General features: G+C 68.4%; 24 protein-coding genes. 18 read left to right on the top strand and 6 right to left on the bottom strand.

Annotated elements, in window-relative coordinates:
- Nucleotides 1-7: 7 nt before the first annotated feature.
- Both BM228_RS10695 and BM228_RS10690 read right to left on the bottom strand, forming a co-directional pair.
- Nucleotides 8-988 (bottom strand): glycosyltransferase family 2 protein, encoded by a 981-nt coding sequence (locus tag BM228_RS10695; protein WP_092039749.1) that lies wholly within the window; start codon nucleotides 986-988, stop codon nucleotides 8-10.
- Nucleotides 989-1,508: 520 nt separating this feature from the next.
- Nucleotides 1,509-2,438 carry a LysR family transcriptional regulator gene (locus tag BM228_RS10690; RefSeq protein ID WP_244537094.1) on the bottom strand — a complete coding sequence of 310 codons (930 nt, stop codon included), beginning with the start codon at nucleotides 2,436-2,438 and terminating at the stop codon, nucleotides 1,509-1,511.
- An 88-nt stretch (nucleotides 2,439-2,526) separates the two neighbouring features.
- Here BM228_RS10690 and BM228_RS10685 point away from each other — a divergent pair, with 88 nt between their 5' ends.
- From BM228_RS10685 to BM228_RS10675, 4 genes are all read left to right on the top strand, one after another.
- The gene (locus tag BM228_RS10685; protein ID WP_208612016.1) at nucleotides 2,527-3,738 is read left to right on the top strand and encodes an MFS transporter; all 1,212 of its coding nucleotides are present in this window, start codon (nucleotides 2,527-2,529) and stop codon (nucleotides 3,736-3,738) included.
- Nucleotides 3,739-3,965: 227 nt separating this feature from the next.
- Nucleotides 3,966-4,883, top strand: a complete 918-nt coding sequence (locus tag BM228_RS10680) for a histone deacetylase family protein (RefSeq protein WP_208612015.1) — start codon at nucleotides 3,966-3,968, stop codon at nucleotides 4,881-4,883.
- Nucleotides 4,884-5,065: 182 nt separating this feature from the next.
- Nucleotides 5,066-5,239: a hypothetical protein gene (locus tag BM228_RS34625; protein ID WP_167367707.1), complete on the top strand. Its 174-nt coding sequence runs from the start codon at nucleotides 5,066-5,068 to the stop codon at nucleotides 5,237-5,239.
- 182 nt (nucleotides 5,240-5,421) lie between these two features.
- Nucleotides 5,422-5,664 carry a hypothetical protein gene (locus BM228_RS10675; RefSeq protein ID WP_092039745.1) on the top strand — a complete coding sequence of 81 codons (243 nt, stop codon included), beginning with the start codon at nucleotides 5,422-5,424 and terminating at the stop codon, nucleotides 5,662-5,664.
- Nucleotides 5,665-5,673: 9 nt separating this feature from the next.
- On the opposite strand, the gene BM228_RS10670 is transcribed toward BM228_RS10675, so the two are convergent.
- From BM228_RS10670 to BM228_RS10660, 3 genes are all read right to left on the bottom strand, one after another.
- On the bottom strand, nucleotides 5,674-6,834 hold the full coding sequence (locus BM228_RS10670) for an alanine racemase (RefSeq protein WP_092039743.1): 1,161 nt from the start codon (nucleotides 6,832-6,834) through the stop codon (nucleotides 5,674-5,676).
- A gap of 73 nt (nucleotides 6,835-6,907) precedes the next feature.
- Nucleotides 6,908-7,543, bottom strand: a complete 636-nt coding sequence (locus BM228_RS10665; protein WP_092039741.1) for a 2-dehydro-3-deoxy-6-phosphogalactonate aldolase — start codon at nucleotides 7,541-7,543, stop codon at nucleotides 6,908-6,910.
- A complete protein-coding gene (locus tag BM228_RS10660; RefSeq protein ID WP_092039739.1) occupies nucleotides 7,540-8,418 on the bottom strand; it encodes a 2-dehydro-3-deoxygalactonokinase in 879 nt (292 codons plus the stop codon). Before BM228_RS10660 ends, BM228_RS10665 begins: the two co-directional genes overlap by 4 nt.
- 276 nt (nucleotides 8,419-8,694) lie before the next feature.
- Here BM228_RS10660 and BM228_RS10655 point away from each other — a divergent pair, with 276 nt between their 5' ends.
- The 12 genes from BM228_RS10655 to BM228_RS10595 all read left to right on the top strand — a co-directional run bounded on the left by BM228_RS10655 (nucleotide 8,695) and on the right by BM228_RS10595 (nucleotide 20,684).
- Nucleotides 8,695-9,453 carry an ABC transporter ATP-binding protein gene (locus BM228_RS10655; protein ID WP_092039737.1) on the top strand — a complete coding sequence of 253 codons (759 nt, stop codon included), beginning with the start codon at nucleotides 8,695-8,697 and terminating at the stop codon, nucleotides 9,451-9,453.
- Nucleotides 9,446-10,189: an ABC transporter ATP-binding protein gene (locus tag BM228_RS10650; protein WP_092039735.1), complete on the top strand. Its 744-nt coding sequence runs from the start codon at nucleotides 9,446-9,448 to the stop codon at nucleotides 10,187-10,189. Before BM228_RS10655 ends, BM228_RS10650 begins: the two co-directional genes overlap by 8 nt.
- A 91-nt stretch (nucleotides 10,190-10,280) precedes the next feature.
- Nucleotides 10,281-11,498 (top strand): ABC transporter substrate-binding protein, encoded by a 1,218-nt coding sequence (locus tag BM228_RS10645; RefSeq protein ID WP_092039733.1) that lies wholly within the window; start codon nucleotides 10,281-10,283, stop codon nucleotides 11,496-11,498.
- 28 nt (nucleotides 11,499-11,526) lie between these two features.
- Entirely contained in the window at nucleotides 11,527-12,414 is an 888-nt protein-coding gene (locus BM228_RS10640; RefSeq protein WP_092039731.1) for a branched-chain amino acid ABC transporter permease, read from the top strand.
- A gap of 23 nt (nucleotides 12,415-12,437) precedes the next feature.
- Nucleotides 12,438-13,424, top strand: coding sequence for a branched-chain amino acid ABC transporter permease (locus BM228_RS10635; RefSeq protein ID WP_092039729.1), 987 nt, complete (start codon nucleotides 12,438-12,440; stop codon nucleotides 13,422-13,424).
- Nucleotides 13,425-13,514: 90 nt separating this feature from the next.
- Nucleotides 13,515-13,868, top strand: a complete 354-nt coding sequence (locus BM228_RS10630; protein ID WP_092039728.1) for a hypothetical protein — start codon at nucleotides 13,515-13,517, stop codon at nucleotides 13,866-13,868.
- A gap of 58 nt (nucleotides 13,869-13,926) precedes the next feature.
- Nucleotides 13,927-15,885, top strand: a complete 1,959-nt coding sequence (gene mutL / locus BM228_RS10625; RefSeq protein ID WP_092039726.1) for a DNA mismatch repair endonuclease MutL — start codon at nucleotides 13,927-13,929, stop codon at nucleotides 15,883-15,885.
- A 37-nt stretch (nucleotides 15,886-15,922) separates the two neighbouring features.
- Complete coding sequence (locus BM228_RS10620) at nucleotides 15,923-17,128, top strand: acyl-CoA dehydrogenase family protein (protein ID WP_092039725.1); 1,206 nt, start codon at nucleotides 15,923-15,925, stop codon at nucleotides 17,126-17,128.
- Nucleotides 17,129-17,387: 259 nt separating this feature from the next.
- The gene (locus BM228_RS10610) at nucleotides 17,388-18,566 is read left to right on the top strand and encodes an acetyl-CoA C-acyltransferase family protein (RefSeq protein WP_092039722.1); all 1,179 of its coding nucleotides are present in this window, start codon (nucleotides 17,388-17,390) and stop codon (nucleotides 18,564-18,566) included.
- A 1-nt stretch (nucleotide 18,567) separates the two neighbouring features.
- On the top strand, nucleotides 18,568-19,335 hold the full coding sequence (locus tag BM228_RS10605) for an SDR family NAD(P)-dependent oxidoreductase (RefSeq protein ID WP_092039721.1): 768 nt from the start codon (nucleotides 18,568-18,570) through the stop codon (nucleotides 19,333-19,335).
- A 3-nt stretch (nucleotides 19,336-19,338) separates the two neighbouring features.
- A complete protein-coding gene (locus tag BM228_RS10600) occupies nucleotides 19,339-20,349 on the top strand; it encodes a phosphotransferase family protein (RefSeq protein WP_092039719.1) in 1,011 nt (336 codons plus the stop codon).
- Between the two features lie 2 nt (nucleotides 20,350-20,351).
- Complete coding sequence (locus tag BM228_RS10595) at nucleotides 20,352-20,684, top strand: DUF6285 domain-containing protein (protein WP_092039718.1); 333 nt, start codon at nucleotides 20,352-20,354, stop codon at nucleotides 20,682-20,684.
- Nucleotides 20,685-20,688: 4 nt separating this feature from the next.
- Here BM228_RS10595 and BM228_RS10590 read toward each other — a convergent pair whose 3' ends face one another.
- Nucleotides 20,689-22,341, bottom strand: coding sequence for an AMP-binding protein (locus BM228_RS10590; RefSeq protein WP_092039716.1), 1,653 nt, complete (start codon nucleotides 22,339-22,341; stop codon nucleotides 20,689-20,691).
- Between the two features lie 231 nt (nucleotides 22,342-22,572).
- Here BM228_RS10590 and BM228_RS10585 point away from each other — a divergent pair, with 231 nt between their 5' ends.
- Both BM228_RS10585 and BM228_RS10580 read left to right on the top strand, forming a co-directional pair.
- Nucleotides 22,573-23,112: a phasin family protein gene (locus BM228_RS10585; protein ID WP_092039945.1), complete on the top strand. Its 540-nt coding sequence runs from the start codon at nucleotides 22,573-22,575 to the stop codon at nucleotides 23,110-23,112.
- Nucleotides 23,109-24,047, top strand: a complete 939-nt coding sequence (locus BM228_RS10580) for an alpha/beta fold hydrolase (protein ID WP_244537093.1) — start codon at nucleotides 23,109-23,111, stop codon at nucleotides 24,045-24,047. Before BM228_RS10585 ends, BM228_RS10580 begins: the two co-directional genes overlap by 4 nt.
- Nucleotides 24,048-24,083: the final 36 nt, after the last annotated feature.

The raw sequence follows: 24,083 nt of genomic DNA, 5'->3' as shown, positions 1-24,083 counted from the left end.
TCGGACATTACGCTTGCACAATGTTTGAAGCAGAACGCTGCTTCGTAACCAGATCTGCGTGCAGCGGTCCAGTCGATCGGGCTGCCGGATGAGGCATATCCTTTAGATATCCCCAAAATATTTCATACAAATCAGGCTCTTTGATGGCTTCCTCGGCAACGAACTGAGCACATGAGCCGAAAAACATCATAAGGATATATTTTATTATCGATTTCAAGAACATATCCGATGTCGAAAAGTCTCCTAGAGCCGGCTTTAATCGTTCGAAAAATTGAAACATGCCTAGATAAGTTTGCTTTCCAACTGATCCTACTTGACGACTACCCTGGTTTTGATGCATCCGGTACAGAAACACAGCGTCTGGTGAGTAAAAAACTTTCGATTTGGAGCTGTTGACACCTACGAATGGAATGGTGTCGGCAAAGAAAGATGCGGACAGTGCCGGTTGAACACCAGAGTTTAGCCATTCGGAACGACGATAGAAGGTCGAAAAAACAGTATTGATATGATTGTGAGCGCTTGAGCTTGCGAAATATTGCGTTAGCCAAGTTTCTGCAGGCTCAACATAGGACGCTGCGGAAAGTGGCGCAGCTTGATGCAATATTTTGCTCTCGCCGTCGATCAGGACCCTGCGCCCAAGTCCAACCTGAACGGCGTCGTCGGCCTCGAAGGCAGATACCATCGTCGATATGTAGTTATTCGGAATGAGGTCATCATCGCTTAAGATAAGGAGATACTTTCCGCTCGCGTGCCGAGCCGCATCGTTGACGTTTGTCTCCAATGGCAATGTAAATTTACGAGTAATTACTTTAAAACGACTGTCTTCTAACTGTGACAAAAAATTACTTGTATTATCTTTGCTGTAATTATCGCTTATTATTACTTCTATATTTGTGCAGTCCTGCAGAATTATAGATCGAATTGTTTGAACCAGCAATTCAAGGCGACTCAGGGTCGGAACGATGATCGAAACAAGCGGCTGTGCCATAGAGTCATCCTTTCGACAAATACATCAAACATAACGATGCGGCAGTTTATAATAAGCTATCGTGTTTGACGCTGTGTTCCTGGCATTCGGTTAATCTTACGGAGCCAAGTGTGGAGTGGCACAGAGCAGGACGGATTGCCGTTATCAGGCATCACTGTATGAGTCTGGCGCAGCACATACTCGATCTGCGCATCTAGGCAATCCGATGCTGCGTCACACTTGTTTTTTTTCTTAGAATTCATTAGAGTCATCTTTTGTTTCGCGAATAGCGAGCGCCAAGCTTCATTTTTATTATTTCAGCTGATATGTAAACGATGACAATTTGGCGCAGTTGACAGCATTACTGTCAAATCGATAATCGAATTTGTCGCCTTCCATCTCCGATGCAGAGATGTCTTGTGCTCTCTGAGACGACGCAGTGAGGAGTCAACCGGGGTCAAAATGGTGACCGGCAGGAGGTGGGGTGCGCTTGCAACGGCAGAAAGATATGCGCCGGAACGCAGCGATGACAGCTTCGGTCTCAGCTGTTAGTACGGTGTGGATCTTGGAGCCGTCCAATAGCCTGCAGCAGACGATCGCGCACGTGGACGACGCGGGGATGACGCAGGGCGGCCTTGTTCCAGACGAGGTAGAGCGTGTTGTCCGGCCCGGTTCTCGCCGGGAGTAGATTGATCAGGCGCCCGGTCGCCAGGGCTTCGGCACAGAAATAATCCGGCAGGACGGTCCAGCCGGTCCCGGCTTCCGCCATGCCGAGCAGGATGCGCAGATCCGGCGCCGTCGCGGACGCCTGTATGTCGGGGGGCCGGCCGAAGACGTGTGCGAAATACGGGCGGATGAGCGGCAGGGTCTCGTCATAGGCGAGGCAGGGCAGGGCGGCGAGGAAGTCCGCGGTGACGCTTCGTGCCTTCGCCCGGGCGGCGAGGTCGGGCGCGGCCACCAGCATCTGCCGCTCGGTCTCGAGTGCAGTGAATCCGTGGCGCTGCCGATCCGGCCTGGACGCGGTGACGGCGAGGTCGGCGTGGCCCTCGTCCAGCCCGGCATAGATCCGCTCGCGGTTGCCCGTCTGGATGCGGAACCGGAGCCCCTCCGCCACGAGCGGCATCAGCAGCGGCGCGAGGCGGGCGGAGAGATATTCGGCCGGCCCGACCAGATGCACCGTGCCGGTGAGCTGATGCGAGCGGGCGCGCGCCGCGCCCATCGTCGCCTCAACGTGGTCGAGGCTCGCGGCGACCGCGTGGGCGAGGTCGTCGGCCGCAGCCGTCGGCTTCACGCCCCGGGCCTGCCGCAGGAACAGCGGCTTTCCGAGCGTCGCCTCCAAGGCCGCCAGATGGCCGGAGGCGGCCGGCTGGGTCATACCGAGGCGCTCGGCGGCCCGGGTCAGCGAGCCGGCGCGGTAGATCTCCAGGAATGTGCGCAGGTGCAGGAGATGGCTCATCGTAGTCTGAGCCATAAGATTTCTGATGGCTGACCACAAAAGGAATCATTTCAACAGCGGCACAGGGATTGGCACCGTATTCCCGGACCTGGGGATCCGCCGCATGACAGCCTCTACCTCCACCGCTCAGCGGATGCCGCTCGTCGTCTACGTCTTCGCCCTGTCGGCCTTCGCCCTCGGCTTCACCGAATTCGTCACCATCGGCCTCGTCTCCGCCATCGCGGCGGACCTGAAGGTCGATGTCAGCGCAGTCGGCGGCGCCGTGGCCGCCTACGCGATCGGCGCCACGATCGGTGCGCCGATCCTGACGGCGCTGGCCGCGCCGCTCAGCCGCAAGCACCTGGTCGTTGCCGCGATGCTGGTCTTTACCCTCGGCAACGCCCTCGTCGGGTTGTCGGCCGACCTGCCGTTCCTGCTCGCCGCGCGATTCGGATCGGGGCTGGGACACGGCGTCTTCCTCGCCGTCGCGTCTAGCGCGGCGACCCGGCTGGTCGCGCCCGAGCGGGCCGGGAGCGCCGTCGCGGTGGTGTTCGGCGGCCTGACCCTGGCACTGGCCTTCGGTGTGCCGCTCGGCACCTGGCTCGGGGGCCTCTGGACCTGGCAGGCGATCTTCCTGGCGGTGGCGGCCTGCGGCGCGACCGGTGTCGTCGGCTTGCTGGCCTTGATGCCCGACGGCCGCGACGGCGGCCACGCCCGCGACGCCCTCCACAATCTGACGGCGCTCCTCGACCGTCGGCTGCTCGGCGCCGCGCTGATCACGGTCCTGGCCTATACCGGCTCGTTCTGCCTGTTCTCCTACATCGCGCCGCTGCTGATCCGCGTCACCGGCATGGACCCGTCCTGGGTCGGCTCGATGATGCTGGTCTACGGGGTCGCCGCCGCACTCGGCAACGTCGTCGGCGGGCGAATGACCGACCGGCTCGGGCCCGACCTGGCGGTGCTGATCGTCCTCGTCGGACTCACTCTCGTCCTCGCCGCCATGGGGCTCGCCGCGCGCGCGATTCCCGCCATGGCCCTGCTGGTCGCGGCACTCGGTGCGCTGACCTACGCCGCCGTTCCCGCCTTGCAGGCCCGGGTGATAGGCCTGGCCGAGCGCCACGCACCCGCCGCGCTGGCATCAGCCGCCGGCCTCAACATCGCGGGCTTCAATGCGGGGATTGCACTCGGCTCCCTCGTCGGCGGCGGCGTCATCGACGCCTTCGGCCTGACTGCCACGGCGGTCGTCGGCGCCAGTGCCGCCGGTCTCGGGATCGTGGCCCTGTTGGTCCAGATTGGCGCCTGGCGGGCGCGTATCCGGCGGCCGGATCCCGTCTGACGCGGGATACGGCGGCTGTCGCGATCGAGGCTGGGCTCACGCGCCGCAGCAACCCTACCTGCCATCCGGGGGCATGCCGCGCTATGTCCGAAGCATGTGCGTCGCCGTCGATCTGGAATGCTCACCTGAGGCCACGGACCGGCCCCACGGCTCCGAAGCGGGCCTCAGGACACTGACGCGGAATCCTGCCGAACGGGCCCTGGCCGCCGGACGGTGAGGCGATCCGCATGATCCCGCCCATCGCCTTCCACCCGGCCTATGAATCGAGCCTGCCGGCCGGGCACCGGTTTCCGATGCGCAAATATGGCCTGCTCGCCGAGACCCTGGTCGCCAAGGGCCTGGCGCCGCTCGGATTTGTCACGCCGGAGCTGGCGAGTGCCGCAATTCTGATCAACGCCCACGATTCCGCCTACGTGGCGGCGGTTCTCGGCGTCGCCGTGCCCCGGGAGATCGAGCGGGCCATCGGCCTGCCGGTGGACGCGGCCCTCGTCCGCCGCTCGCGGGCCTCCGTGGGCGGGACGCTCCTGGCCGCCCGGCTGGCGCTGACTGAGGGGCTGGCGGGGAGCGCAGCCGGCGGCAGCCACCATGCCCGGCGGCTGCAGGGCGCGGGCTTCTGCGTGCTGAACGATGTCGCGGTCGCCGCCCGGACCTTGCAGGCGGAGGGGGCGGTCCGACGGATCCTCGTGGTCGATTGCGACGTGCACCAGGGCGACGGCACGGCGGATTGCCTGGCCTCCGATCCGGACCTGTTCACGCTCTCGATCCATTGCGAGAACAACTACCCCGCCCAGAAGATCGCCGGGGATCTCGATATCGGCCTGCCGGACCGGCTCGACGATGCCGGCTATCTGGAGGTGCTGCGCGCCCGGCTGCCGCCGCTCCTCGACGCCCTGGTCCCCGATCTCATCTTCTACAATGCCGGGGTCGATCCGCATCGCGACGACCGGCTCGGGCGGCTCTGCCTCAGCGATGCCGGCCTGCTCGCCCGGGATCGATTCGTGGTGGCGCAGGCGCGCGCCCGGCTCATCCCGCTCGTGGCGGTGATCGGAGGCGGCTACATCTCTGACGTGGAGGCGCTGGCGCTTCGGCATGCCCTGGTCTTCGAGGCACTGGCCGCCGAGGCCGCCTCCGCCGCGTCCCGGTGAGGCACGGATGCATCACGTCCCCGGTGATGACATCCGGCAATTGAGTCCGAAAGGTTTTGGGAAGGGTCCGCGCTGAAGATCCCGAGGTCACGGATTGATCAACCTGTGCAGGGCGCACGGCCTGAACAGCTTCGCCCCAGGCTGACCTGCTCAAGATGCTGTGACGCCATTGGGAATCAGTCATGCTTGCGCGGACCTGGGAGGTTGTGAAGGCAACGATGGCGGTGGCGGCCTTGATCGCGGCCGCTCTCGTCTCGGCGGACAAGCTCGACCGGCAGAAAGCCCCGGCCAACGCTGCCGCGGCTCTGACCGAGCCCGCCGCCACCGGGGCGATCACGCCCGCTTCGCGACACTGATCGCACCGGCCGTCATCGGCCGCCGATCCCATCGGAGCGCCGACGCACATCGCGGCGCCCCCGGTGGTGCGACAGAATAGGGCACTGGCCGAGGGGAAATTTCGGCCCGTCCCGACGTTCTCGCCCCACTTCGAGCCTTGACCGTTCGGGTCGTCCACGCTCCCGCCAGAGGATCCGGTACCATGAAATCCGCTTCGTTCGCTCTGCTCGCCTTGATCGTCGGCGCGGCGCCGGCGCTGGCGGAATCCCGGGCCGACCGTGCCGCCTGCACGCCGGACGTGATGCGCCTGTGCGCCTCGCACATCCCGAACGTGACCGCGATCACGGGCTGCCTGCGCCAGCAGCGCCCGAATCTCAGCCCCGGCTGCCGCCTCGTGATGGACCAGTCCGATCGCCCGGTCCGGACCGTCTCGAACCGGCCCTGAGACCGCGCATCACCAGCCGTTGATGCGCGGCCAGACCGCTCCGGTCAGCCGGTCATTGACGACCACATGATAGCGATCGTGCTGGGCGCCGGTGGCGCAGGCATGGTTGGGCAGGATCCGCAGGCGCGCCCCGATCGGGAGATCCGGAAGGGGCGCGGAGGAGCCGGGCCGCAGAGCCAGGATGCCGTGCTCTTGGTTCGCGTCCCGCACGATCAGGTCGGGATAAGGGCGTCCGGCCAAGTCGCAGGCCACGCCGTAGCCCTGATCGACCGCTTGCCGCGCCGTGCCGCGGTCGCGGGAGAGCGCCATCCAGCCGGCGTCGGTGATGATCCAATCCTTGTCCCGCTGGTGGCCGATCACGGTGGTCAGGACGGTGAGGGCGATGTCCTCGATCCCGCAGGAGCCGACGCCCGCCTGGAACAGGTCGCCGATCATGAACACGCCGGCCCGGACCTCGGTGATGCCGTCGAGACTCTCCGCGTAGCGCGCTGTCGGGGTCGAGCCGACGCTGACCTCCGGGCAGGGCAGACCTGCCTCACGCAGGATCGCGGCGGCGGCCAGGGCGGCCTGGCGCTCGGCCTCTGCCGCTGCCCTGAGGGCTGCCGGATCACTCAGCCCGTAGCTGTCGCCGGCATGCAGCAGCACACCCCGCAAGAGCGCGCCCTTTTCGAGCACCCGGCCGATCGCCACGAGCCTGTCCGCGTCGCGGGGATTTGCGCCGGAGCGATGCCCGTCGGCATCGACTTCGATCAGCACCGGCAGCGGATCGCCGTTGCCTCGGCTCCAGGCCGCGACAGCCTCGGCCTGCTCGACGGAATCCAGCACGATCGCCAGATCCACGCCCCAGCGACGGCGGATCGCTCCGACCCGGTCGAGCTTCTGCGGCGCGATCCCCACCGCGTAGATCAGGTCGCGGACGCCGCCCTCGGCGAAGTACGCCGCCTCTTTCAGGGTCGAGACGGTGGCCGGCCCGGCCGGGCTTGCCATGGCGATGCGGGCGACATCCAGGGACTTGGCGGTCTTCAGGTGCGGTCGCAGCGATACGCCAAGCCGATCGAGCCGGTCCCGCATCCCGGCAACGTTGGCGGTCAGCTTGTCCGAATCCAGAAGCAGGCAAGGCGTCTCAAGATCGCCGAAGCCCTCCGCCTGCCCGATGCGCCCGTCCGTCATCCGCCCGCTCCTGCGCTCGCCACCTCGGCGTGGTTCTAGAGAGCGGCGGGGGCGCCGTCACGGCAGGTTCGGCTTATCGCGATCCCCCGATCGCCGTGATGAAGGCTGCCGCGTCCTGGGCGACATCGGCTGCCGGCTTGCCGGGACGGTAGAGGTTCGAGCCGAGCCCGAAGCCCACGGCGCCTGCCTGTCGCCAGGTGGAAACGCTGTCGGGCGTGACGCCGCCGACCGCGAGCACGCGGGCGGCGGCCGGGAGCACGGCCCGGTGCGCCTTCAGCGCCGCCGGGGTGGCGATATCCGCGGGGAAGAGCTTTAGAGCGGTCGCGCCGGCCGCGAGAGCGGCAAACGCTTCGCTCGGCGTCTGGTAGCCGGGGAGCGACACGAGGCCGGCATCGACGGTGGCGCGGATCACCGCGGCATCGGTGTTGGGCGAAACGATCAGGGTCCCGCCCGCCGCCGCGACCTCCGCGACCTGTGCCGGCGTCAGGACCGTGCCGGCACCCACCAGGGCGCGACCGGCGTAGCGCTGGGCAAGCAAGGCGATGCTCTTCAGCGGCTCCGGCGAGTTCAGCGGCACCTCGATCAGGGTGAACCCGGCCTCCACCAGCGCGTCGCCGATGGCCGGCGCCTCGTCCGGCGTGAGCCCGCGCAGGATCGCCACCAGTGGGCAGGCCGCGAAGGCGACCTCGAATCGGTTGAGAATCGTCATGCCCGCAAACTCCAGATGGCGTGGATTCCGGCCGTGGTGGCCCCGTCCGGAACTGTGACGACCCGGCCGCCGGCTTCCGTGATTGCGACGGTGTAGAGCGCGGCCAGGGCGCCGCCGCCGAGCAGGTGGACCGGGCGGTCGCCGAGATCGGTGCGCGTGCCGACATCGGTGCCGATCATGACGCCGCTGGCATAGGCGGCGGCGTCCGCGGGGGCGAGCCGGTCGAGGAGCACGCCGGCCCGGACCTCGAACAGGGCGGCGGCGAGATTGCGCGCTTCGCGCCCCCGCTTGAGGCCATCCCGGAAGGCGGCGCCGTCCGCGACCGCGCCGTCCAGCATGCCGGCCAGGATGCCGTGGGCTCGGACCAGGGCGAAGAGCTCTCCGGTCATCACGGTGGCGAAATCCGTGATCGCCCCGTCCACCGTCTCGATCCACTTGTTGTGCGTGCCGGGCTGGCAGAACAGGGCCGTCGGCGGCGCTGCCCCGGTGCTGATCGCGCCGAGCACCTGAACCTCTTCGCCGCGCATCACGTCGGGGCGCGGGCCGCTCCTCAGGGCGACCCCGGGGATGATCCGCACGTCGGGGGCGACATCGAGGGCGGCAGCGCCGAGGGCCTGAAGCGTGGCCGGGGCGTCGATATAGGGGGCTTCCCGCCAGCCCCGGGTCGACCCGACCATGCCGGCCACGACGATGGTCTGCGCGCCGAAGCGCTCCCTCAAGGTGGCGATCGCCTCGGGATAGTCGCCGGGACTCAGCGCGAGGACACCGCGGCCATCCTGTAGGGTATCCACCACGGCGCCGTCGGCGGTCATCGCGTAGGCGCGCCGGTTGGTGGTTCCCCAATCGACAGCGATGTAGGCCGTTCGGCCGACCATGCGCGCCCCTCCTTGTCAATGATTTGTCTGAGTTACAGGCGGTCGTCGCGCCGGGTCAAGCGAAGCCCGCGGGTCCGTCCAGCCCGGAAACCGTGACGCGCGGCCACGATTCGCACCGGCATTGGCATCCGCGGTTCAGATGCTCAATCCGAAGCCAAGAACCATCAGCATATCAGGAGCCGGGGATTGTCCCGCCGCGCCGAGCGTTTGCGATGGACTGTTCAGGGCCGGATCGGCGATATGGCAGGCAATAAATCATACGCGGGAGGGACGCGCTTGGCACGGGACGTGATCCTGGCGACCGATGGCTTGACGATGGAATTCAAGGGATTCCGGGCCGTCAACGGCGTCAAGCTGGAAGTCGAGCGCGGGACGATCCACGCGCTGATCGGCCCGAACGGCGCCGGCAAGACCACCTGTTTCAATCTGCTGACGAAGTTCCTCATCCCGACCGCCGGCACCATCCGGTACAAGGACAAGGACATCACCGGGATGCGGGCGGCCGACGTGGCCCGTCTCGGGCTCGTGCGCTCCTTTCAGATCTCGGCGGTTTTCCCGCACCTGACGGTCACCGAGAACGTGCGGATCGCGCTTCAGCGGCGGCTCCGGGGCGATTCCTTCGATTTCTGGCGGCCGGAAAAGGTGCTGCGGGCGCTCGACGGCGAGGCCCTGGCGCTGGTCGAGGCCGTTGGCCTGTCCGACTTCGCCGATTCCCTCGCGGTCGAGCTGTCCTACGGCCGCAAGCGCGCCCTCGAGATCGCCACGACGCTGGCCCTCGATCCGGAGATGCTGCTCCTCGACGAGCCGATGGCCGGGATGGGCCACGAGGACGTGGACCGGACGGCGCAGCTCATCCGCCGGGTCTCGAAGGACCGGACCATCCTGATGGTCGAGCACAATCTCTCGGTGGTGGCGTCCCTGTCGGACCGCATCACCGTCCTGGCCCGCGGCCAGGTCCTGGCCGAGGGCGATTACGCCACCGTCTCGAAGGATCCGCGCGTGGTCGAGGCCTATATCGGGGCGGGACATGCTTGACACCGCCGTGAAGACATACGCGCCGGCCGCAGCGAAGGATGCCCTCCTCACCGTGCGCGGGCTGGAGGGCTGGTACGGCGAGAGCCACGTGCTCCACGGCATCGACATCGATGTCCGGGCCGGCGAGGTGATCACCCTGCTTGGCCGCAACGGCGCCGGCAAGACCACGACGCTCCGGGCGATCATCGGCATCCTGGGCAAGCGCTCCGGCTCGATCATCTATGACGGCGTCGAGACCATCCGGATGGCCTCGCGCAACATCGCCCGGCTCGGGCTCGGCTACGTCCCGGAGGAGCGGGGCATCTTCGCGAGCCTCACGGTCCACGAGAACTTGATGCTGCCGCCCCGGGTGAAGCCCGGCGGCATGTCGGTGGCCGAAATCCACACCCTGTTCCCCAACCTGAAGGAGCGCGCGGGCAGTCAGGGCACCAAGCTCTCGGGCGGCGAGCAGCAGATGCTCGCCATCGGCCGCATCCTGCGGACCGGCGCCAAGCTGATCCTGCTGGACGAGCCCACGGAAGGTCTCGCGCCGGTCATCGTTCAGCAGATCGGCCGGACGATCCAGCAGTTGAAGTCCCAGGGCTACACCATCGTGCTGGTCGAGCAGAACTTCCGCTTCGCGCAGACTCTGGCCGACCGGCACTTCGTCATCGAGCAGGGCAGGGTGGTCGACATGATCCCGAATGCCGAGCTTGACGCCAATATCGACAAGCTTCACGCCTATCTCGGCGTCTGAGGCGGGCGGCCAATACCTGATAAGCGCCGGAGAACGGCGTCGGACACTCGGCAGGCGGGGATCCGCTGCGCCGCTGGAGGATAGAAGTACCATGTTCGGACGTCTCATCGGGTCCGTGTCCCTCGCCGCCCTCGCTGGTGCCCTGATGATGGGCGGTGCGAGCGCGCAGACGAACGTGAAGATCGGCATCCTGGGCGACCGCTCGGGCGCCTATTCCGACATCAGCGGCGAGGGTTCGGTGGTCGCCGCGAAGCTGGCGGTGGAGGATTTCAAGCCGGCCGAGCACGGGCTGAAGGTCGAGATCGTCTCCGCCGACCACCAGAACAAGCCCGATGTCGGGGCCGGCATCGCCCGGCAATGGTACGACCGCGACGGCGTCGACATGATCACCGACGGTGTCACCTCCTCGGTGGCTCTGGCGATCAGCCAGGTGACCAAGGAGAAGAACAAGGTCTTCATCGATACCGGCGCCGGCACCGCCGACCTCACCGGCCCGCAATGCACGCCCAACACGATCCACTGGGTCTATGACACGGTCGCGCTCGCCAACGGCACCGGCGGCGCCATGGTCAAGCGCGGCGGCACCACCTGGTTCTTCCTCACCGCCGACTACGTGTTCGGCCAGACCCTGCAGCGCGACACCAGTTCGGTCATCACCAAGAACGGCGGCAAGGTCATCGGCTCGGTCAAGACTCCGTTCCCAACCTCGGACTTCTCCTCGTTCCTGCTTCAGGCTCAAGGCTCCGGCGCCAAGGTGATCGGTCTCGCCAATGCCGGCACCGACACGATCAATTCGATCAAGCAGGCCGGCGAATTCGGCATCACCGAGGGCGGGCAGGCGTTGGCCGGCCTCCTGGTCTTCTCCTCGGACGTGCACTCATTGGGTACCAAGGTCGCGCAGGGCCTGGTCCTAACCGAGCCGTTCTACTGGGACCTGAACGACCAGACCCGGGCTTTCTCCGACCGGTTCGCCAAGCAGATGAAGGGCAATTCCAAGCCGACCGCCAACCATGCCGGCGTCTATTCGGACGTGCTCCACTACCTGAAGGCGGTGGCCGAGACGAAGTCCACGGCCGACGGAGCCGCCACCGTCGCCAAGATGAAGGCCATGCCCACCGACGACCCGCTGTTCGGCAAGGGCACGATCCGCGCGGACGGGCGCAAGATCCACGACATGTACCTGTTCGAGGTCAAGAAGCCGTCCGAATCGAAGGGCGAGTGGGACCTCTACAACAAGCTCGACACGATCCCCGGCGACCAGGTCTTCCGTCCGCTTAACGAGGGCAATTGCCCCCTCGTGAAGGGCTGACGGTGCGTTCGGGGCGCGGAGAACGGCCATGACGACCATCTTCGGTGTGCCGACCCAGGCGCTGTTCGGGCAGTTGCTGCTCGGCCTGATCAACGGCTCGTTCTACGCGATCCTGTCGCTCGGGCTCGCGATCATCTTCGGCCTCCTGAACATCATCAACTTCGCCCATGGCGCGCTCTACATGATGGGCGCGTTCGTGGCCTGGATGCTGCTGACCTATGTCGGGCTCGGCTACTGGTGGGCGCTGGGCTTGGCGCCGCTGGTGGTGGGGGTGTTCGGAATCGTGCTGGAGCGGGTGCTGATCGCCCGGCTCTACAAGCTCGACCATCTCTACGGCCTGCTCCTGACCTTTGGGCTCGCGCTGATCATCCAGGGCCTGTTCCGCAACCAGTACGGCGTCTCCGGGCTCCCCTACGCGATCCCGGCGGAGCTGTCGGGCGGCCAGCGCCTGCCCTTCATGTTCCTGCCGAACTACCGGGCCTGGGTGGTGGTGGCCTCGCTTACCGTCTGCATCGCCACCTGGCTCGTCATCGAGAAGACCAAGCTCGGCGCGTATCTGCGCGCCGCCACCGAGAACCCAACCCTGGTCCAGGCCTTTGGCGTGAACGTGCCGCTGTTCCTGACCCTGACCTACGGGTTCGGCGTGGCGCTCGCGGGCTTCGCCGGCGTGCTCGCGGCTCCGATCTACTCGGTGAACCCGAATATGGGCGCCGACATCATCATCGTGGTCTTCGCCGTGGTGGTGATTGGCGGCATGGGCTCGATCATCGGCTCGGTGATCACCGGCTTCGCGCTGGGCCTGGTCGAGGGCCTGACCAAGGTGTTCTACCCGGAGGCCTCGGCCACCGTGATCTTCGTGATCATGGTGCTGGTGCTGCTCGTCAAACCCGCCGGCCTGTTCGGGCGCACGGCCTGATCACGATCTGAGGGACGAATCCCATGGCCGACACCGCCGCCATCGACGTCGCACCGATCGCCGCCGCGCTGCCGACGCGCCGCGACGACAAGGCGCTGCACCGGATGATCTTCGTCGGCATCGCTCTGCTGCTGATCGCGGCGCCGCTGGTGCTCTATCCCGTCTACCTGATGAAGGTGCTGTGCTTCGCGCTGTTCGCCCTCGCCTTCAACCTGCTGCTCGGCTACGGCGGCCTGCTCTCCTTCGGCCACGCCGCCTATTTCGGCATGGCGAGCTATCTCTGCGCCTACACGGCCAAGCATCTCGGCTTCACGCCGGAATTGGCGATCCTGTCGGGTACCGCCACGGCGGCCGTGCTGGGGCTGATCTTCGGGTCGCTGGCGATCCGCCGGCAGGGCATCTACTTCTCGATGATCACCCTGGCGCTCGCCCAGATGGCATTCTTCTTCTCGCTGCAGGCCAAGTTCACCGGCGGCGAGGACGGCATCCAGGCGGTGCCGCGGGGCAACCTGTTCGGCGTGTTCAGCCTCGCCGACGACCGGGCGATGTACGCCGTCGTCTGCGTGGTCTTCATGGCCGGGATGCTGCTGATCTACCGGATCATCCACTCGCCCTTCGGTCAGGTGCTCAAGGCGATCCGGGACAACGAGCCTCGGGCGATCTCGCTGGGTTACCGGGCCAACCAGTACAAGCTCGCGGTCTTCGTCCTCTCGGCGACGCTGGCCGGGCTCGCCGGCTCGACCAAGGCGATCGTGTTCCAGCTCGCCTCACTCACCGACGTCCATTGGTCGATGTCGGGCGAGGTGGTGCTGATGACGCTGGTGGGCGGCATGGGCACGGTGTTCGGGCCGATCGTCGGCGCGCTGGTGATCGTCACCATGGAGACCTACCTGGCGCAGTTCGGCGCCTGGGTGACGATCATCCAGGGCTGCGTGTTCGTGCTCTGCGTACTGCTGTTCCGCGAGGGCATCATCGGGCTCGTGGCCAAGCTGATCCGCAAGCCGCTGTGACAGGCTGCCGCGCCTTGCGCGGCCCGGATCGTTGACCCTTCGTTAACCAAGCCCGCTCAACCTGCGGTTCCCAGGCTGACAGGTTTGACCATGACGAACACCCAGCCGCTGAGCATCGACGATCCCGCGGTGGATTGCCCGATTCCGCCTGAAACCGTCGGCCGCCTGATCAAGGCCGACGCCGATACCGCGTCCTACATCCTCGACGGCATCCCGGAGGCGACCCGGGCGCGCCTCGCCGTCTGGCTCTACGGCCGCAGCCACACCCACGAGATCGGCGTGCGCGTCGCCGCCACCTGCGACGGCGCGATCCTGCGCCGCACCGCCGGGCTGGTCGGCAACGCCCTCTACGATGCCTCCCGCCGGCCCTACAAGGCGCCGAGCCACGGCGCCCGGCCTGCAGGCAGCCGGATCTCGCTCGGTGGGTCCAGCCGTCGCGCCTGAGCGCCGCAGCGGCCCGAGGCTCTAGGAGCGCCGCCGCCCCCGGGCTATCGTGGCCCGGATGTCCGCCCTCCCGCCCGTCATCCGCCGCCTGGACCCGATCCTCGTCGACCGCATCGCCGCGGGCGAGGTGGTGGAGCGTCCGGCCTCGGCCGTGAAGGAGCTGGTCGAGAACGCCATCGATGCCGGGGCCCGCACCATCGATGTGGTGGTGGAGAATGGCGGACGCCGCCTGATCCGGGTGGTCGATGACGGCCGCGGCATGAGCCCGGAGGATCTGGCCCTCTGCGTCGAGCGCCACGCCACCTCGAAGCTCCCCGGCGGCGACCTCTCGGCCATCGACACGCTGGGCTTCCGCGGCGAGGCATTGCCCTCGATCGGCGCGGTCTCCCGGCTCGCCATCACCACCCGCCCCGAGGGCGCCGAGGCCGGGGCGAGCCTGACCGTCGAGGCCGGCGTCAAGGGACCGGTCCGCCCGGCGCCGGCCCAGCGCGGCACCCGGATCGAGGTCACCGAGCTGTTCGCCGCGACGCCGGCCCGCCTGAAATTCCTGAAGTCCGACCGGGCCGAGAACGCCGCCATCGCCGAGACCCTTCGGCGGCTCGCCGTGGCCCAGCCCGGGATCCGCTTCACCCTGCGGGCTGATGCCGGCCAGCCGCTGCTGCTGCCCTCAGAGACCGGCCCGGAGGGCGAACTCCGCCGCCTCACCGCCGTGCTGGGCGCAGATTTCGCTGCCAACGCCCTGCCGGTCTCGCTGGCCCGGGAGGGGTTCTCCGTCACCGGCCATGTCGGGTTGCCGACCTATCACCGCGGCGCCGCCGGCTACATCCACCTCGTGGTCAACGGCCGCCCGGTGCGCGACCGGCTGCTCCTCGGAGCTGTGCGCGGCGCCTATGCCGATACCCTGGCCTCCGACCGCCATCCGGTCCTCGGGCTCGCCATCGCCTGCGATCCCGAGCTGGTCGACGTCAACGTCCACCCGGCCAAGACCGAGGTGCGGTTCCGAGAGCCCGGGCTGGTGCGGGCGCTGGTGGTGAGCGCGATCCACGACGCCCTGCGCCGGGGCGGCGCCCGCTCGGCCACCACGGGGGCCAGCCGGACCCTCGACGCCCTGCGCCCGGCCGGCCCGGCGCTCGCCACCCATACCGGCACGGCCGCGCCGAGCCTGTTCCGGTCCGCCCGTCCGAGCTTCTTTCCGGCGGGCACGCCCTCCGTGGCGGCCCCCTCGGGCTATCGCCGGCTGGAGAGCTGGCAGCCGGCCCCCGAGCCGGCCGTCGCGCATGCGGAGCCGGTCTACGGGGAACCACAGGGCTTCGGCGAGGCGGCCCAGGCCCTGTTCGAGCGCCCGGCGGATGACGCGGCGCCGCCCCAGGCCGATGTCCGCCCGATGGCCGATGCGGCCGAGGCCGTGGATCATCCCCTCGGCGCAGCCCGCGCCCAGATCCACGAGACCTACATCCTGGCCCAGACAAGGGACGGCCTCGTGATCGTCGACCAGCATGCCGCCCATGAGCGCCTCGTCTACGAGCGCATGAAGGCGGAGCGGGCCCGGGGCGGCATCGCCCGCCAGGGCCTGTTGATCCCCGACGTGGTCGAGATGAGCCCCGACGCCGCCGAGCGCCTCGTCGCCGCCGCCCCGGATCTCCACCGGCTCGGCCTCACCATCGAGGCCTTCGGGACCGGCGCCGTGCTGGTCCGCGAGGTACCGGCCGCCCTGATCGGCGCCTCGATCCGCGACCTCGTCACCGACATCCTCGATGCCCTGGAGGCGAGCGGTGACGAGGAGGGCGGCGCCCCCGCCACCGAGGGCGGCCCTCTCGGTCGGCGCCTCGATGCGGTGCTCTCGCGCATGAGCTGCCACGGCTCGGTCCGCGCCGGGCGGCGCCTGCGTCCGGAGGAGATGAATGCGCTGCTCCGCGAGATGGAGGCGACGCCCAATTCCGGCCAGTGCAACCACGGCCGCCCAACCTCGATCGAGCTGAAGCTCTCCGACATCGAGCGGCTGTTCGGCCGCCGATAATTTCCCCGCGCACTGGCATCCACCGGAGCCCGCGACCATGGATTTCACCATCTCCCGCCGCGTCGAAGAGTACCGCGCGCGGATCGCGGCGTTCGTGGACGCGCAGATCCTGCCGGTGGAGGCGGATCGGTCGGCCTATGACGCGCATGGCAATATCAGCCTGGCCGAGCTGGCGCGGCTGCGCGCGCTCGCCAAGGCGGAGGGGCTGTGGTGCCTCCAGCTCAAGCCCGAGACCGGCGGGGCCGGGCTCGACAAGGTCGGCATGGCGGTCTGCTACGAGGCGATGAACCGCTCGATCTTCGGGCCGGTGGTGTTCAACTCCGCCGCCCCCGACGACGGCAACATGATGGTGCTGGAGAAGGTCGCGACCCCGGCCCAGAAGGAGCGGTGGCTTGCCCCGATCGTGCGCGGCGAGGTCCGCTCGGCCTTCGCCATGACCGAGCCGCATCCCGGCGGCGGCTCCGATCCCGGCATGATCCAGACCCGGGCCGAGCGGCGGGGCGACACCTACGTGGTCACCGGCCGCAAATGGTACATCACCGGCGCTGAGGAGGCTGCGCACTTCATCCTGATGGCGCGCACCTCCGACGATGCCCGCAAGGGGCTCACCGCCTTCCTGTTCCACAAGGACCAGCCCGGCTGGGAGATCCTGCGCCGGATCCCGATCATGGGTCCGGAGGAGCATGGTGGTCACTGCGAATTGCTCTTCGACGGATTGGAGATCCCGGCCGAGAACGTCCTGATGAACGAGGGCGACGGCCTGAAGCTGACCCAGATCCGCCTCGGCCCGGCCCGGCTGACCCATTGCATGCGCTGGCTCGGCCTGTCGAAGCGCTGCGTCGAGATCGCCCGGGCCTACGCGGCCGAGCGCCATGGGTTCGGCATCCGCCTCGCCGACCGCGAGAGCATCCAGCTCATGCTCGGCGACCTCGCCATGCGGATCGAGATCGGCCGGCTGCTGGTCATGAAGGCCGCCTGGGCGCTGGACCAGGGTAGCTTCGCCCGCAAGGAGGTCTCGATGGCCAAGGTCCACGTGGCCAACTTGATCCATGCGGCAGCCGACATCGCGATCCAGATCAACGGTGCCCGGGGCTATTCCACCGACACGCCGCTGGAATGGATCTACCGCTACGCAAGGCAGGCCCGACTGGTGGACGGGGCCGACGAGGTTCACAAGATGGTGCTCAACCGCAATCTTGAGGCCGAGGGCGATTCGTTTTGGACTTGGGGTGTCGAGGGGTGACCGACGTGATTTCTTCCGTGAAATGAACGTCCAACCCACCCCCTCATCCTGAGGTGCGGCGAAGCCGCCTCGAAGGAGGCCTCCAGAGATCGCGCGGCCGGCTGGAGGGCTCCTTCGAGGCCCGCTGACGCGGGCGCCTCAGGATGAGGGCGCGGGTGGGATGATCGGTTGTCTACGCCGCCGGTAATGAAGTCTGAAAGCCGCCTCTGCGACTGCGTAGATCGGTGACCGTCCAAGGTGAGGGAAAGGTCCAAAAAAAATGACCGATGTCGTGATCACCGGTGCGGTCCGCACCGCGATCGGCACCTTCGGCGGCTCGCTCGCTGCGATCCCGCCGGCCGAGCTGGCGGCGCAATGCGTCGCGGAAGCGCTGAAGCGGGCCGGGACCGCGCCCGAGGCGGTCGGCCATGTGGTTCTGGGCAACGTCATCCCGACGGAGCCCCGGGACGCCTACATCGCCCGGGTCGCGGCCGTTGAGGGCGGGGTGCCGAAAGAAGTGCCGGCGCTGACGGTCAACCGCCTGTGCGGGAGCGGCCTGCAGGCGATCGTCTCGGCGGCCCAGGCGATCATGCTGGGCGATGCGGACGTTGCGGTCGCCGGCGGCGCCGAAAGCATGAGCCGCTCGCCGCACTTGCTGAAGACCGGCCGCTTCGGCCAGCGCATGGGCGATGCCGCCCTGGTCGACTACATGGTCGGCGTGCTCAACGACCCGTTCGGCCACGGCCATATGGGCGTCACCGCCGAGAACGTCGCCGAGCGCTACAGCATCTCCCGCAGCATGCAGGATGACTTCGCCGCCGAGAGCCAAGCGAGGGCCGCGCGGGCGATCCGCGAGGGGCGGTTCCGCGAACAGATTCTGCCGGTCGAGGTTCAGCGCAAGCGCGAGACCGTGGCCTTCGATACCGACGAGCACCCGAAAGCGACCAGCGCCGAGGATCTGGCCAAGCTCCGGCCGGCTTTCTCCAAGACCGGCAGTGTCACCGCCGGCAACGCGTCCGGCCTCAACGACGGCGCCGCGATAGTTGTGCTGGCGAGCGCGGCGGCGGCCGAGCGCAACGGGTCAAAACCGCTCGCCCGGATCGTGGGCTACGCCCATGCCGGGGTCGATCCGTCCGAGATGGGCATGGGGCCGGTGCCGGCGGTGCAGCGCCTGCTGGAACGAACCGGACTGCGCGCCGCTGATTTCGACGTGATCGAATCGAACGAGGCCTTCGCGGCGCAGGCCTGCGCGGTCTCCCGCGCCCTCGATCTCGATCCGGGCAAGGTCAACGTGAATGGGGGCGCCATCGCGCTCGGCCATCCGCTCGGCGCGACGGGGGCGATCGTCACCGTGAAGGCGCTCTACGAGCTGGCCCGGGTGAACGGCCGCTACGGGCTCGTCACCATGTGCATCGGCGGCGGCCAGGGCATCGCCATGGCGATCGAGCGGCTGCACTGAGATGGCCGGCCTGTTCGATCTCACCGGCCGGCACGTGCTGGTCACCGGCGCGTCGAGCGGCCTCGGCCGCCACTTCGCCGGCACGCTGGCCAAGGCCGGCGCCCGCCTGTCGCTCGGCGCCCGCCGCGCCGATGCCCTCTCCGAGACCGTCGCCCGGGTGGAAGCCGAGGGCGGCGAGGCCGAGGCGGTCGTCATGGACGTGACCGATGCCGCGAGCGTCGAGCGGGCGCTCGAGGCCGCCGAGGCGCGGTTCGGCCCCGTTTCGGTTCTGGTCAACAATGCCGGCGTCAGCGCCACGAAGCCGGCCCTCGACCTGAATGAGAGCGACTGGGATTTCGTGCTCGACACGAACCTGAAGGGCGTCTGGCTGGTGGCGCAGGCGACCGGCCGGCGCATGGTCCGGCACGGTACTGGCGGCAGCATCGTCAACATCGCGTCGATCTTGGGCCTGCGGGTCACGGGCGGGCTGGCGCCCTACGCCGCGTCCAAGGCCGGGGTGGTGCAGCTCACCAAGAGCCTGGCGCTGGAATGGGCGCGCCACGGGATCCGGGTGAATGCGCTCGCGCCCGGCTATATCGCCACCGAGCTGAACGACACGTTCTTCGAGTCCGAGCCCGGCAAGGCGCTGATCAAGCGCGTGCCGCAGCGCCGGCTCGGCGAAGCGTCCGAACTCGACGGGCCGCTCCTGCTGCTGGCATCGGAGGCCGGCTCGTACATGACCGGCAGCGTCGTCGCGGTCGATGGCGGCCACCTCGTGTCGGGGCTTTAGCTGATGGATCAGGCGCGGCTGCGCGAGTGGATCGCCGGGATTCTCGGCCATCCCGACCTCGCCATCGACGAGATCCGCCCGCTGGGCGGCGGCTCGATCCAGGAAAACCGGCTGGTCCGCTGCCGGATCGGCGACACGGAACGGGCCTTCGTGCTCCGGATGGACGCTGCCGCGACCATCGCGTCGAGCCGGTCGCGGGCGGAAGAATTCCGCATCCTTGAGGCCGTGTGGCAGGCGGGGGTGCGCGTGCCGGAGCCGGTTGGCTTCTGCTACGATCCGGCGGTTCTCGGGGCGCCCTTCGCCCTGATGGGCCTCGTCAAGGGCGTGGGCCTCGGACCGCGCATCGCCAAGGACCTGTCCCTGGGCGGCGACCGGGAGGTCCTGGCCGAGACGCTCGGCCGCGAGCTCGCCCGGATCCACGGCGCCCTCGACCCGCGCGAGCCGCCCCCTGCGCTCGCCTTCATGGGCACGCCCGAGAAGCAGCCGGCGCTCGCCGAGATTGCCCGGCTGCGCGCCAGCCTCGACGGGATCGGCGCCAAGCGGCCGGCGATCGAGTGGGGGCTGCGCTGGGGCGAGGTCCGGGCGCCGGACTGCCTGGCGCCGGCCCTGGTGCACCGGGATTTTCGCACCGGCAATTACATGGTCGACGAATCCGGGCTCACCGCGATTCTCGACTGGGAATTTGCCGGCTGGGGCGACCCCGCGCAGGATCTCGGCTGGTTCTGCGCCGCCTGCTGGCGCTTCGGGCGCCCGGATCTGGAGGCCGGCGGGATCGGCTCCCGGGCGGCGTTCTACCGGGGCTACACGCAGGAGAGCGGCCGCAGCATCGACCCCGCGAGCGTCGCCTATTGGGAGGTGATGGCGCATCTGCGCTGGGCGGTGATCGCCCTAGAGCAGGGTGCCCGCCACGTCTCGGGCCGGGAATTCTCCCTGGAGCTGGCGCTCACCGGCCGGATGGTGCCGGAGCTGGAGCGCACGATCCTGCGGGCCACCGCCCTGGAAAGCTGGAGCTGAGCATGCAGGACGAACCCTTCGGCGCCGCCCTCCTCGACGCCGCCCGCCGGGCGCTCACGGAAGAAGTCGTGCCGGGCCTGACCGGCCGGCCCCGCTACGTCGCCCTGATGGTCGCCAACGCCATCGGCATTGCCGCCCGCGAGATCGTCCAGGCGGAAAGGCTCGGCGAGACCAGCGCGCGGCTTCTGGGCAGCGCGGGCGGTGATGCGCTGGGCGATCTGGTCCGCGCGATCCGAACCGGCGCGCGCGATGCCGATCCGGAACTGCACGCCGCCCTCAGCGCCGCCGCCGAGGCCGCCGCCGACATCTGGAAGCCGTCGAAAGCGGGCGCCTGACGTCTTAAAGCGCGCGTGCCTGCTCACGCAGGACGAATTTCTGGATCTTGCCGGTCGAGGTTTTTGGCAGGGGGCCGAACACCACGGTCTTGGGCACCTTGAACCGGGCCATGCGTTCCCGGCAGAAATCGATCAGCTCCCGGTCGGTGGGGGCGGTCGCGCCCGGTTTCATTTCCAGGAACGCGCAGGGGCTCTCGCCCCAGGTGGCGTCCGGACGTGCGACCACGGCTGCCAGCATCACCGCAGGGTGGCGCATCAGCACCTCCTCGACCTCCAGGCTGGAGATGTTCTCGCCGCCCGAGATGATGATGTCCTTGGCCCGGTCCTTGATCTCAACCGAGCCGTCGGGGTGCCAGACCGCGAGGTCACCGGTGCGGTACCAACCGCCGGCCAGCGCCCGCGCGGTGGCGTCCGGGTTGCCGAGATAACCCTTCATCACCGTATTGCCGCGCAGGCAAATCTCGCCGACCGTCAGGCCATCCTGCAGCACCGGTTGGTCGGTGTCCGGATCGGCCACGATGGCGGCTTCCAGAGTGGCGAGCGCCACGCCCTGCCGGGCCATCCGGGCGTAGCGGTCGTCGTCCGGCAGGTCGGCCCAGTCGGGCTGTTCCAGGCAGACCGTGGCCGGGCCGTAACTCTCGGTGGCGCCGTAGAGATGCGTCACCTGAAAGCCGAGGTCTTCCATGGTGCGGATGATCGTCGAGGACGGCGCCGCGCCGCCCACCGCGCAGCGGACCCGCTGCCGGAACGGCACGCGGTCGGAGGCCGGGGCGTGGGCGATCATCGAGAGCACGATCGGCGCGCCGCAGAGATGCGTCACCCCATGCTCGGCGATCAGCGCAAAGATCGCCGCCGGCTCGACCTTGCGCAGGCAGATCTGCGTCGCGCAGGCGGCGACGCTCGCCCAGGGGTAGGACCAGCCGCTGCAATGGAACATCGGCAGCGTCCAGAGATAGGCGCTCTCGGCCGTGAACCCGAAGGTGACGGCGTTGCCGAGCGCCTGGAGATAGGCGCCGCGATGGCTGTAGACCGCGCCCTTCGGGTCGCCCGTGGTGCCCGAGGTGTAGAGCAGGCAGAGCGACTGCCATTCGTCAGCCGGGCCCGGCCAGGCATAGGCCGGGTCGCCCTCCGCGAGCAGGGTCTCGTAGGGAACCGCGCCGGCAATGCCGCTGGTGCCGATCTCCACCACCAGGATCGGCCCCGCACGGTCGGCGAGCGCCCGCGCTGCCAGCGCCCCGTACTCGGCCTCGACGATCAGCACCCGGGCGCCGCCATGGTCGAGAGAGAACGCGATCGTCGCCGGGTCCAGGCGGGTGTTGAGCGGGTTAAGCACGGCGCCGAGCATCGGCACGGCGAAATGCGCCTCGATCATCTCGGCGACGTTCGGCGCCAGGATCGCCACTGTGTCGAGGCGCCCGATTCCCCGCCGGGCCAGCCCGGAGGCGAGGCGGCGGCAGCGCGTGTAGAGGTCCGCGTAGGTCAGACGCCGCGCCCCGTCGATGATTGCGACCCGCCCCCCGACGGAGGCCGCCGCCCGGGCCAGCAGGCTCACCGGCGTCAGCGGGACGTAATTGGCCGGATTGCGGTCGAGCCCGGTCTCGAACGGATGACGGTCGGATTCGTGGGCGCCCGCGCGGGGCGGATCTGTCTCCGTCATCTTTCGGCCTTCGAATCGGGCGGCTGGCGTGGCGTTCGCTTGGCGATGAGATGACGTCGCGTCCCTCCGGACTGTCAATCGGCGTGCCGGTTACAGGCGGGCTCGGTCATCACACCGCCGCGAGGATGCCGAAACCTGTCGAGGCGATAAGGCCCTGTTACACGGCTGCGGTTGACGACGGACGCGCCCTGGCGGAAGGCGGTCGGGACGGTCGACGCGTGGGAGAGGCTTGTGAAGAACGACAACCTGCCGACGGTCCCGCCACAGGCCGGGCGCGAGATCGCCGAGGGTAGCCTGGCGCGGGTCCGCGAAGCCTACGAACATTTCGCCGAGGCCGGGGAGATGGCGCTCAACGCCTTCGAGACCTCGCTCACGCAGAGTTTCGAAGGCTGGCGCTCGGTGATGGGCTCCAGCCGGGAGACGGCACACCAGCTCTCGGACAGCAACGTCGCGGGCGCCCGCAAGATGCGCGAGCAATGGGATGCCGCCGGCGCGCGGCTCTACAACGCGTTCGAGGACAATGCCGGCCACACCCTGGCGGCGATGCGGGAGATCGGCCACCGGATGCTGGTCGCCTCCGACACCAATGTCCGCGCCTCCCTGGACTTCGCCGAGCGCCTTGCCAAGGCGGCCGATGCGCGTGAGGCGGCGGCCCTGCACGTCACGTTCATGCAGGAGCAGTCGCGCCGCCTGACCGACCAGATGGTCGACCTCCATCAGACCACCAGCCGCCTGGCCCGCGAAGCCGCCGCCCGCACGGAAACCCCGTGACTGCCCTCGCTGCCGAAGGGGTCGCAGTGTCCGAGACCATGCCGCGATTGGACGACCTCGCCGAGGCCGACGTGCCGTTCCGGACCGGCCATTTCGCCGCCTACGCGCCGCACGACTTTCACCGCATCGCCTATGTCGAGTGGGGCGATCCGGACAGCCCGCACGTGGTCGTCTGCGTCCACGGCCTCAGCCGGCAGGGGCGGGATTTCGATCCGCTGGGCTATCGGCTGGCGAAGATGGGCTACCGGGTCGTGTGCCCGGACTTGCCCGGGCGGGGCTTGAGCGGCTGGCTGAGGGACCCGGAACTCTACGGCCTGCCCCAATACGCCGCCGACATGGCGGCGCTGATCGGGCACCTGCGGATCAAGGGCAAGATCGACTGGGTCGGGACGTCGCTCGGCGGCCTCACCGGCATGGTGCTGGCGGCCTCGGCCAACACGCCGATCCGACGCATGGTGATCAACGATATCGGGCCGTTCCTGCCCTGGGCGCCGATCCGCCATATCGGGACCCGGCTGCGCGATGCGCCGCGGCTGCACCACAACCTCGCCTCCGGCGAGTCGCGTCTGCGGACGGTGCTGTCGGCCTTCGGGCCGCTCACCGACGAGCAGTGGCGCCACATCGCCAAGCACAGCTTCTTCCCCGAGCCCAATGGCGGCTGGCGCCCGCATTACGATCCGGGCATCGGCGACGCCTTCCGGCCGGGCCGGGTCTACAGCGTCAGCATGTGGCGCGACTGGGACGCGATCACCTGTCCGGTCCTGCTGCTGCGCGGCGAGCACTCGGAACTGCTTCTGGCCTCCACCGCCGAGGAGATGACCCGGCGCGGCCCGCCCACCGAACGGATCGAAATCCCAGATTGCGGCCACGCGCCCGCGCTGCTCGACGACGCGCAACTCCGCATCGTCACCGACTGGCTCGGCCCCGCCGCCTGAGCGGCGCGACCCCGCATCGGCACACCTCCAGATCGG

Origin of the sequence: Methylobacterium pseudosasicola (genome assembly GCF_900114535.1) — a bacterium.
Taxonomy (GTDB): Bacteria; Pseudomonadota; Alphaproteobacteria; order Rhizobiales; family Beijerinckiaceae; genus Methylobacterium; species Methylobacterium pseudosasicola.
This window is presented reverse-complemented; position numbering and strand designations above follow the sequence as displayed.

What these genes read in the sequence shown, in the direction of transcription:
- BM228_RS10695 (WP_092039749.1), bottom strand. Translation starts at nt 988, where the DNA reads ATGGCACAGCCGCTTGTTTCGATCATCGTTCCGACCCTGAGTCGCCTT.
- BM228_RS10690 (WP_244537094.1), bottom strand. Translation starts at nt 2,438, where the DNA reads ATGGCTCAGACTACGATGAGCCATCTCCTGCACCTGCGCACATTCCTG.
- BM228_RS10685 (WP_208612016.1), top strand. Translation starts at nt 2,527, where the DNA reads ATGACAGCCTCTACCTCCACCGCTCAGCGGATGCCGCTCGTCGTCTAC.
- BM228_RS10680 (WP_208612015.1), top strand. Translation starts at nt 3,966, where the DNA reads ATGATCCCGCCCATCGCCTTCCACCCGGCCTATGAATCGAGCCTGCCG.
- BM228_RS34625 (WP_167367707.1), top strand. Translation starts at nt 5,066, where the DNA reads ATGCTTGCGCGGACCTGGGAGGTTGTGAAGGCAACGATGGCGGTGGCG.
- BM228_RS10675 (WP_092039745.1), top strand. Translation starts at nt 5,422, where the DNA reads ATGAAATCCGCTTCGTTCGCTCTGCTCGCCTTGATCGTCGGCGCGGCG.
- BM228_RS10670 (WP_092039743.1), bottom strand. Translation starts at nt 6,834, where the DNA reads ATGACGGACGGGCGCATCGGGCAGGCGGAGGGCTTCGGCGATCTTGAG.
- BM228_RS10665 (WP_092039741.1), bottom strand. Translation starts at nt 7,543, where the DNA reads ATGACGATTCTCAACCGATTCGAGGTCGCCTTCGCGGCCTGCCCACTG.
- BM228_RS10660 (WP_092039739.1), bottom strand. Translation starts at nt 8,418, where the DNA reads ATGGTCGGCCGAACGGCCTACATCGCTGTCGATTGGGGAACCACCAAC.
- BM228_RS10650 (WP_092039735.1), top strand. Translation starts at nt 9,446, where the DNA reads ATGCTTGACACCGCCGTGAAGACATACGCGCCGGCCGCAGCGAAGGAT.
- BM228_RS10645 (WP_092039733.1), top strand. Translation starts at nt 10,281, where the DNA reads ATGTTCGGACGTCTCATCGGGTCCGTGTCCCTCGCCGCCCTCGCTGGT.
- BM228_RS10640 (WP_092039731.1), top strand. Translation starts at nt 11,527, where the DNA reads ATGACGACCATCTTCGGTGTGCCGACCCAGGCGCTGTTCGGGCAGTTG.
- BM228_RS10635 (WP_092039729.1), top strand. Translation starts at nt 12,438, where the DNA reads ATGGCCGACACCGCCGCCATCGACGTCGCACCGATCGCCGCCGCGCTG.
- BM228_RS10630 (WP_092039728.1), top strand. Translation starts at nt 13,515, where the DNA reads ATGACGAACACCCAGCCGCTGAGCATCGACGATCCCGCGGTGGATTGC.
- mutL (WP_092039726.1), top strand. Translation starts at nt 13,927, where the DNA reads ATGTCCGCCCTCCCGCCCGTCATCCGCCGCCTGGACCCGATCCTCGTC.
- BM228_RS10620 (WP_092039725.1), top strand. Translation starts at nt 15,923, where the DNA reads ATGGATTTCACCATCTCCCGCCGCGTCGAAGAGTACCGCGCGCGGATC.
- BM228_RS10610 (WP_092039722.1), top strand. Translation starts at nt 17,388, where the DNA reads ATGACCGATGTCGTGATCACCGGTGCGGTCCGCACCGCGATCGGCACC.
- BM228_RS10605 (WP_092039721.1), top strand. Translation starts at nt 18,568, where the DNA reads ATGGCCGGCCTGTTCGATCTCACCGGCCGGCACGTGCTGGTCACCGGC.
- BM228_RS10600 (WP_092039719.1), top strand. Translation starts at nt 19,339, where the DNA reads ATGGATCAGGCGCGGCTGCGCGAGTGGATCGCCGGGATTCTCGGCCAT.
- BM228_RS10595 (WP_092039718.1), top strand. Translation starts at nt 20,352, where the DNA reads ATGCAGGACGAACCCTTCGGCGCCGCCCTCCTCGACGCCGCCCGCCGG.
- BM228_RS10590 (WP_092039716.1), bottom strand. Translation starts at nt 22,341, where the DNA reads ATGACGGAGACAGATCCGCCCCGCGCGGGCGCCCACGAATCCGACCGT.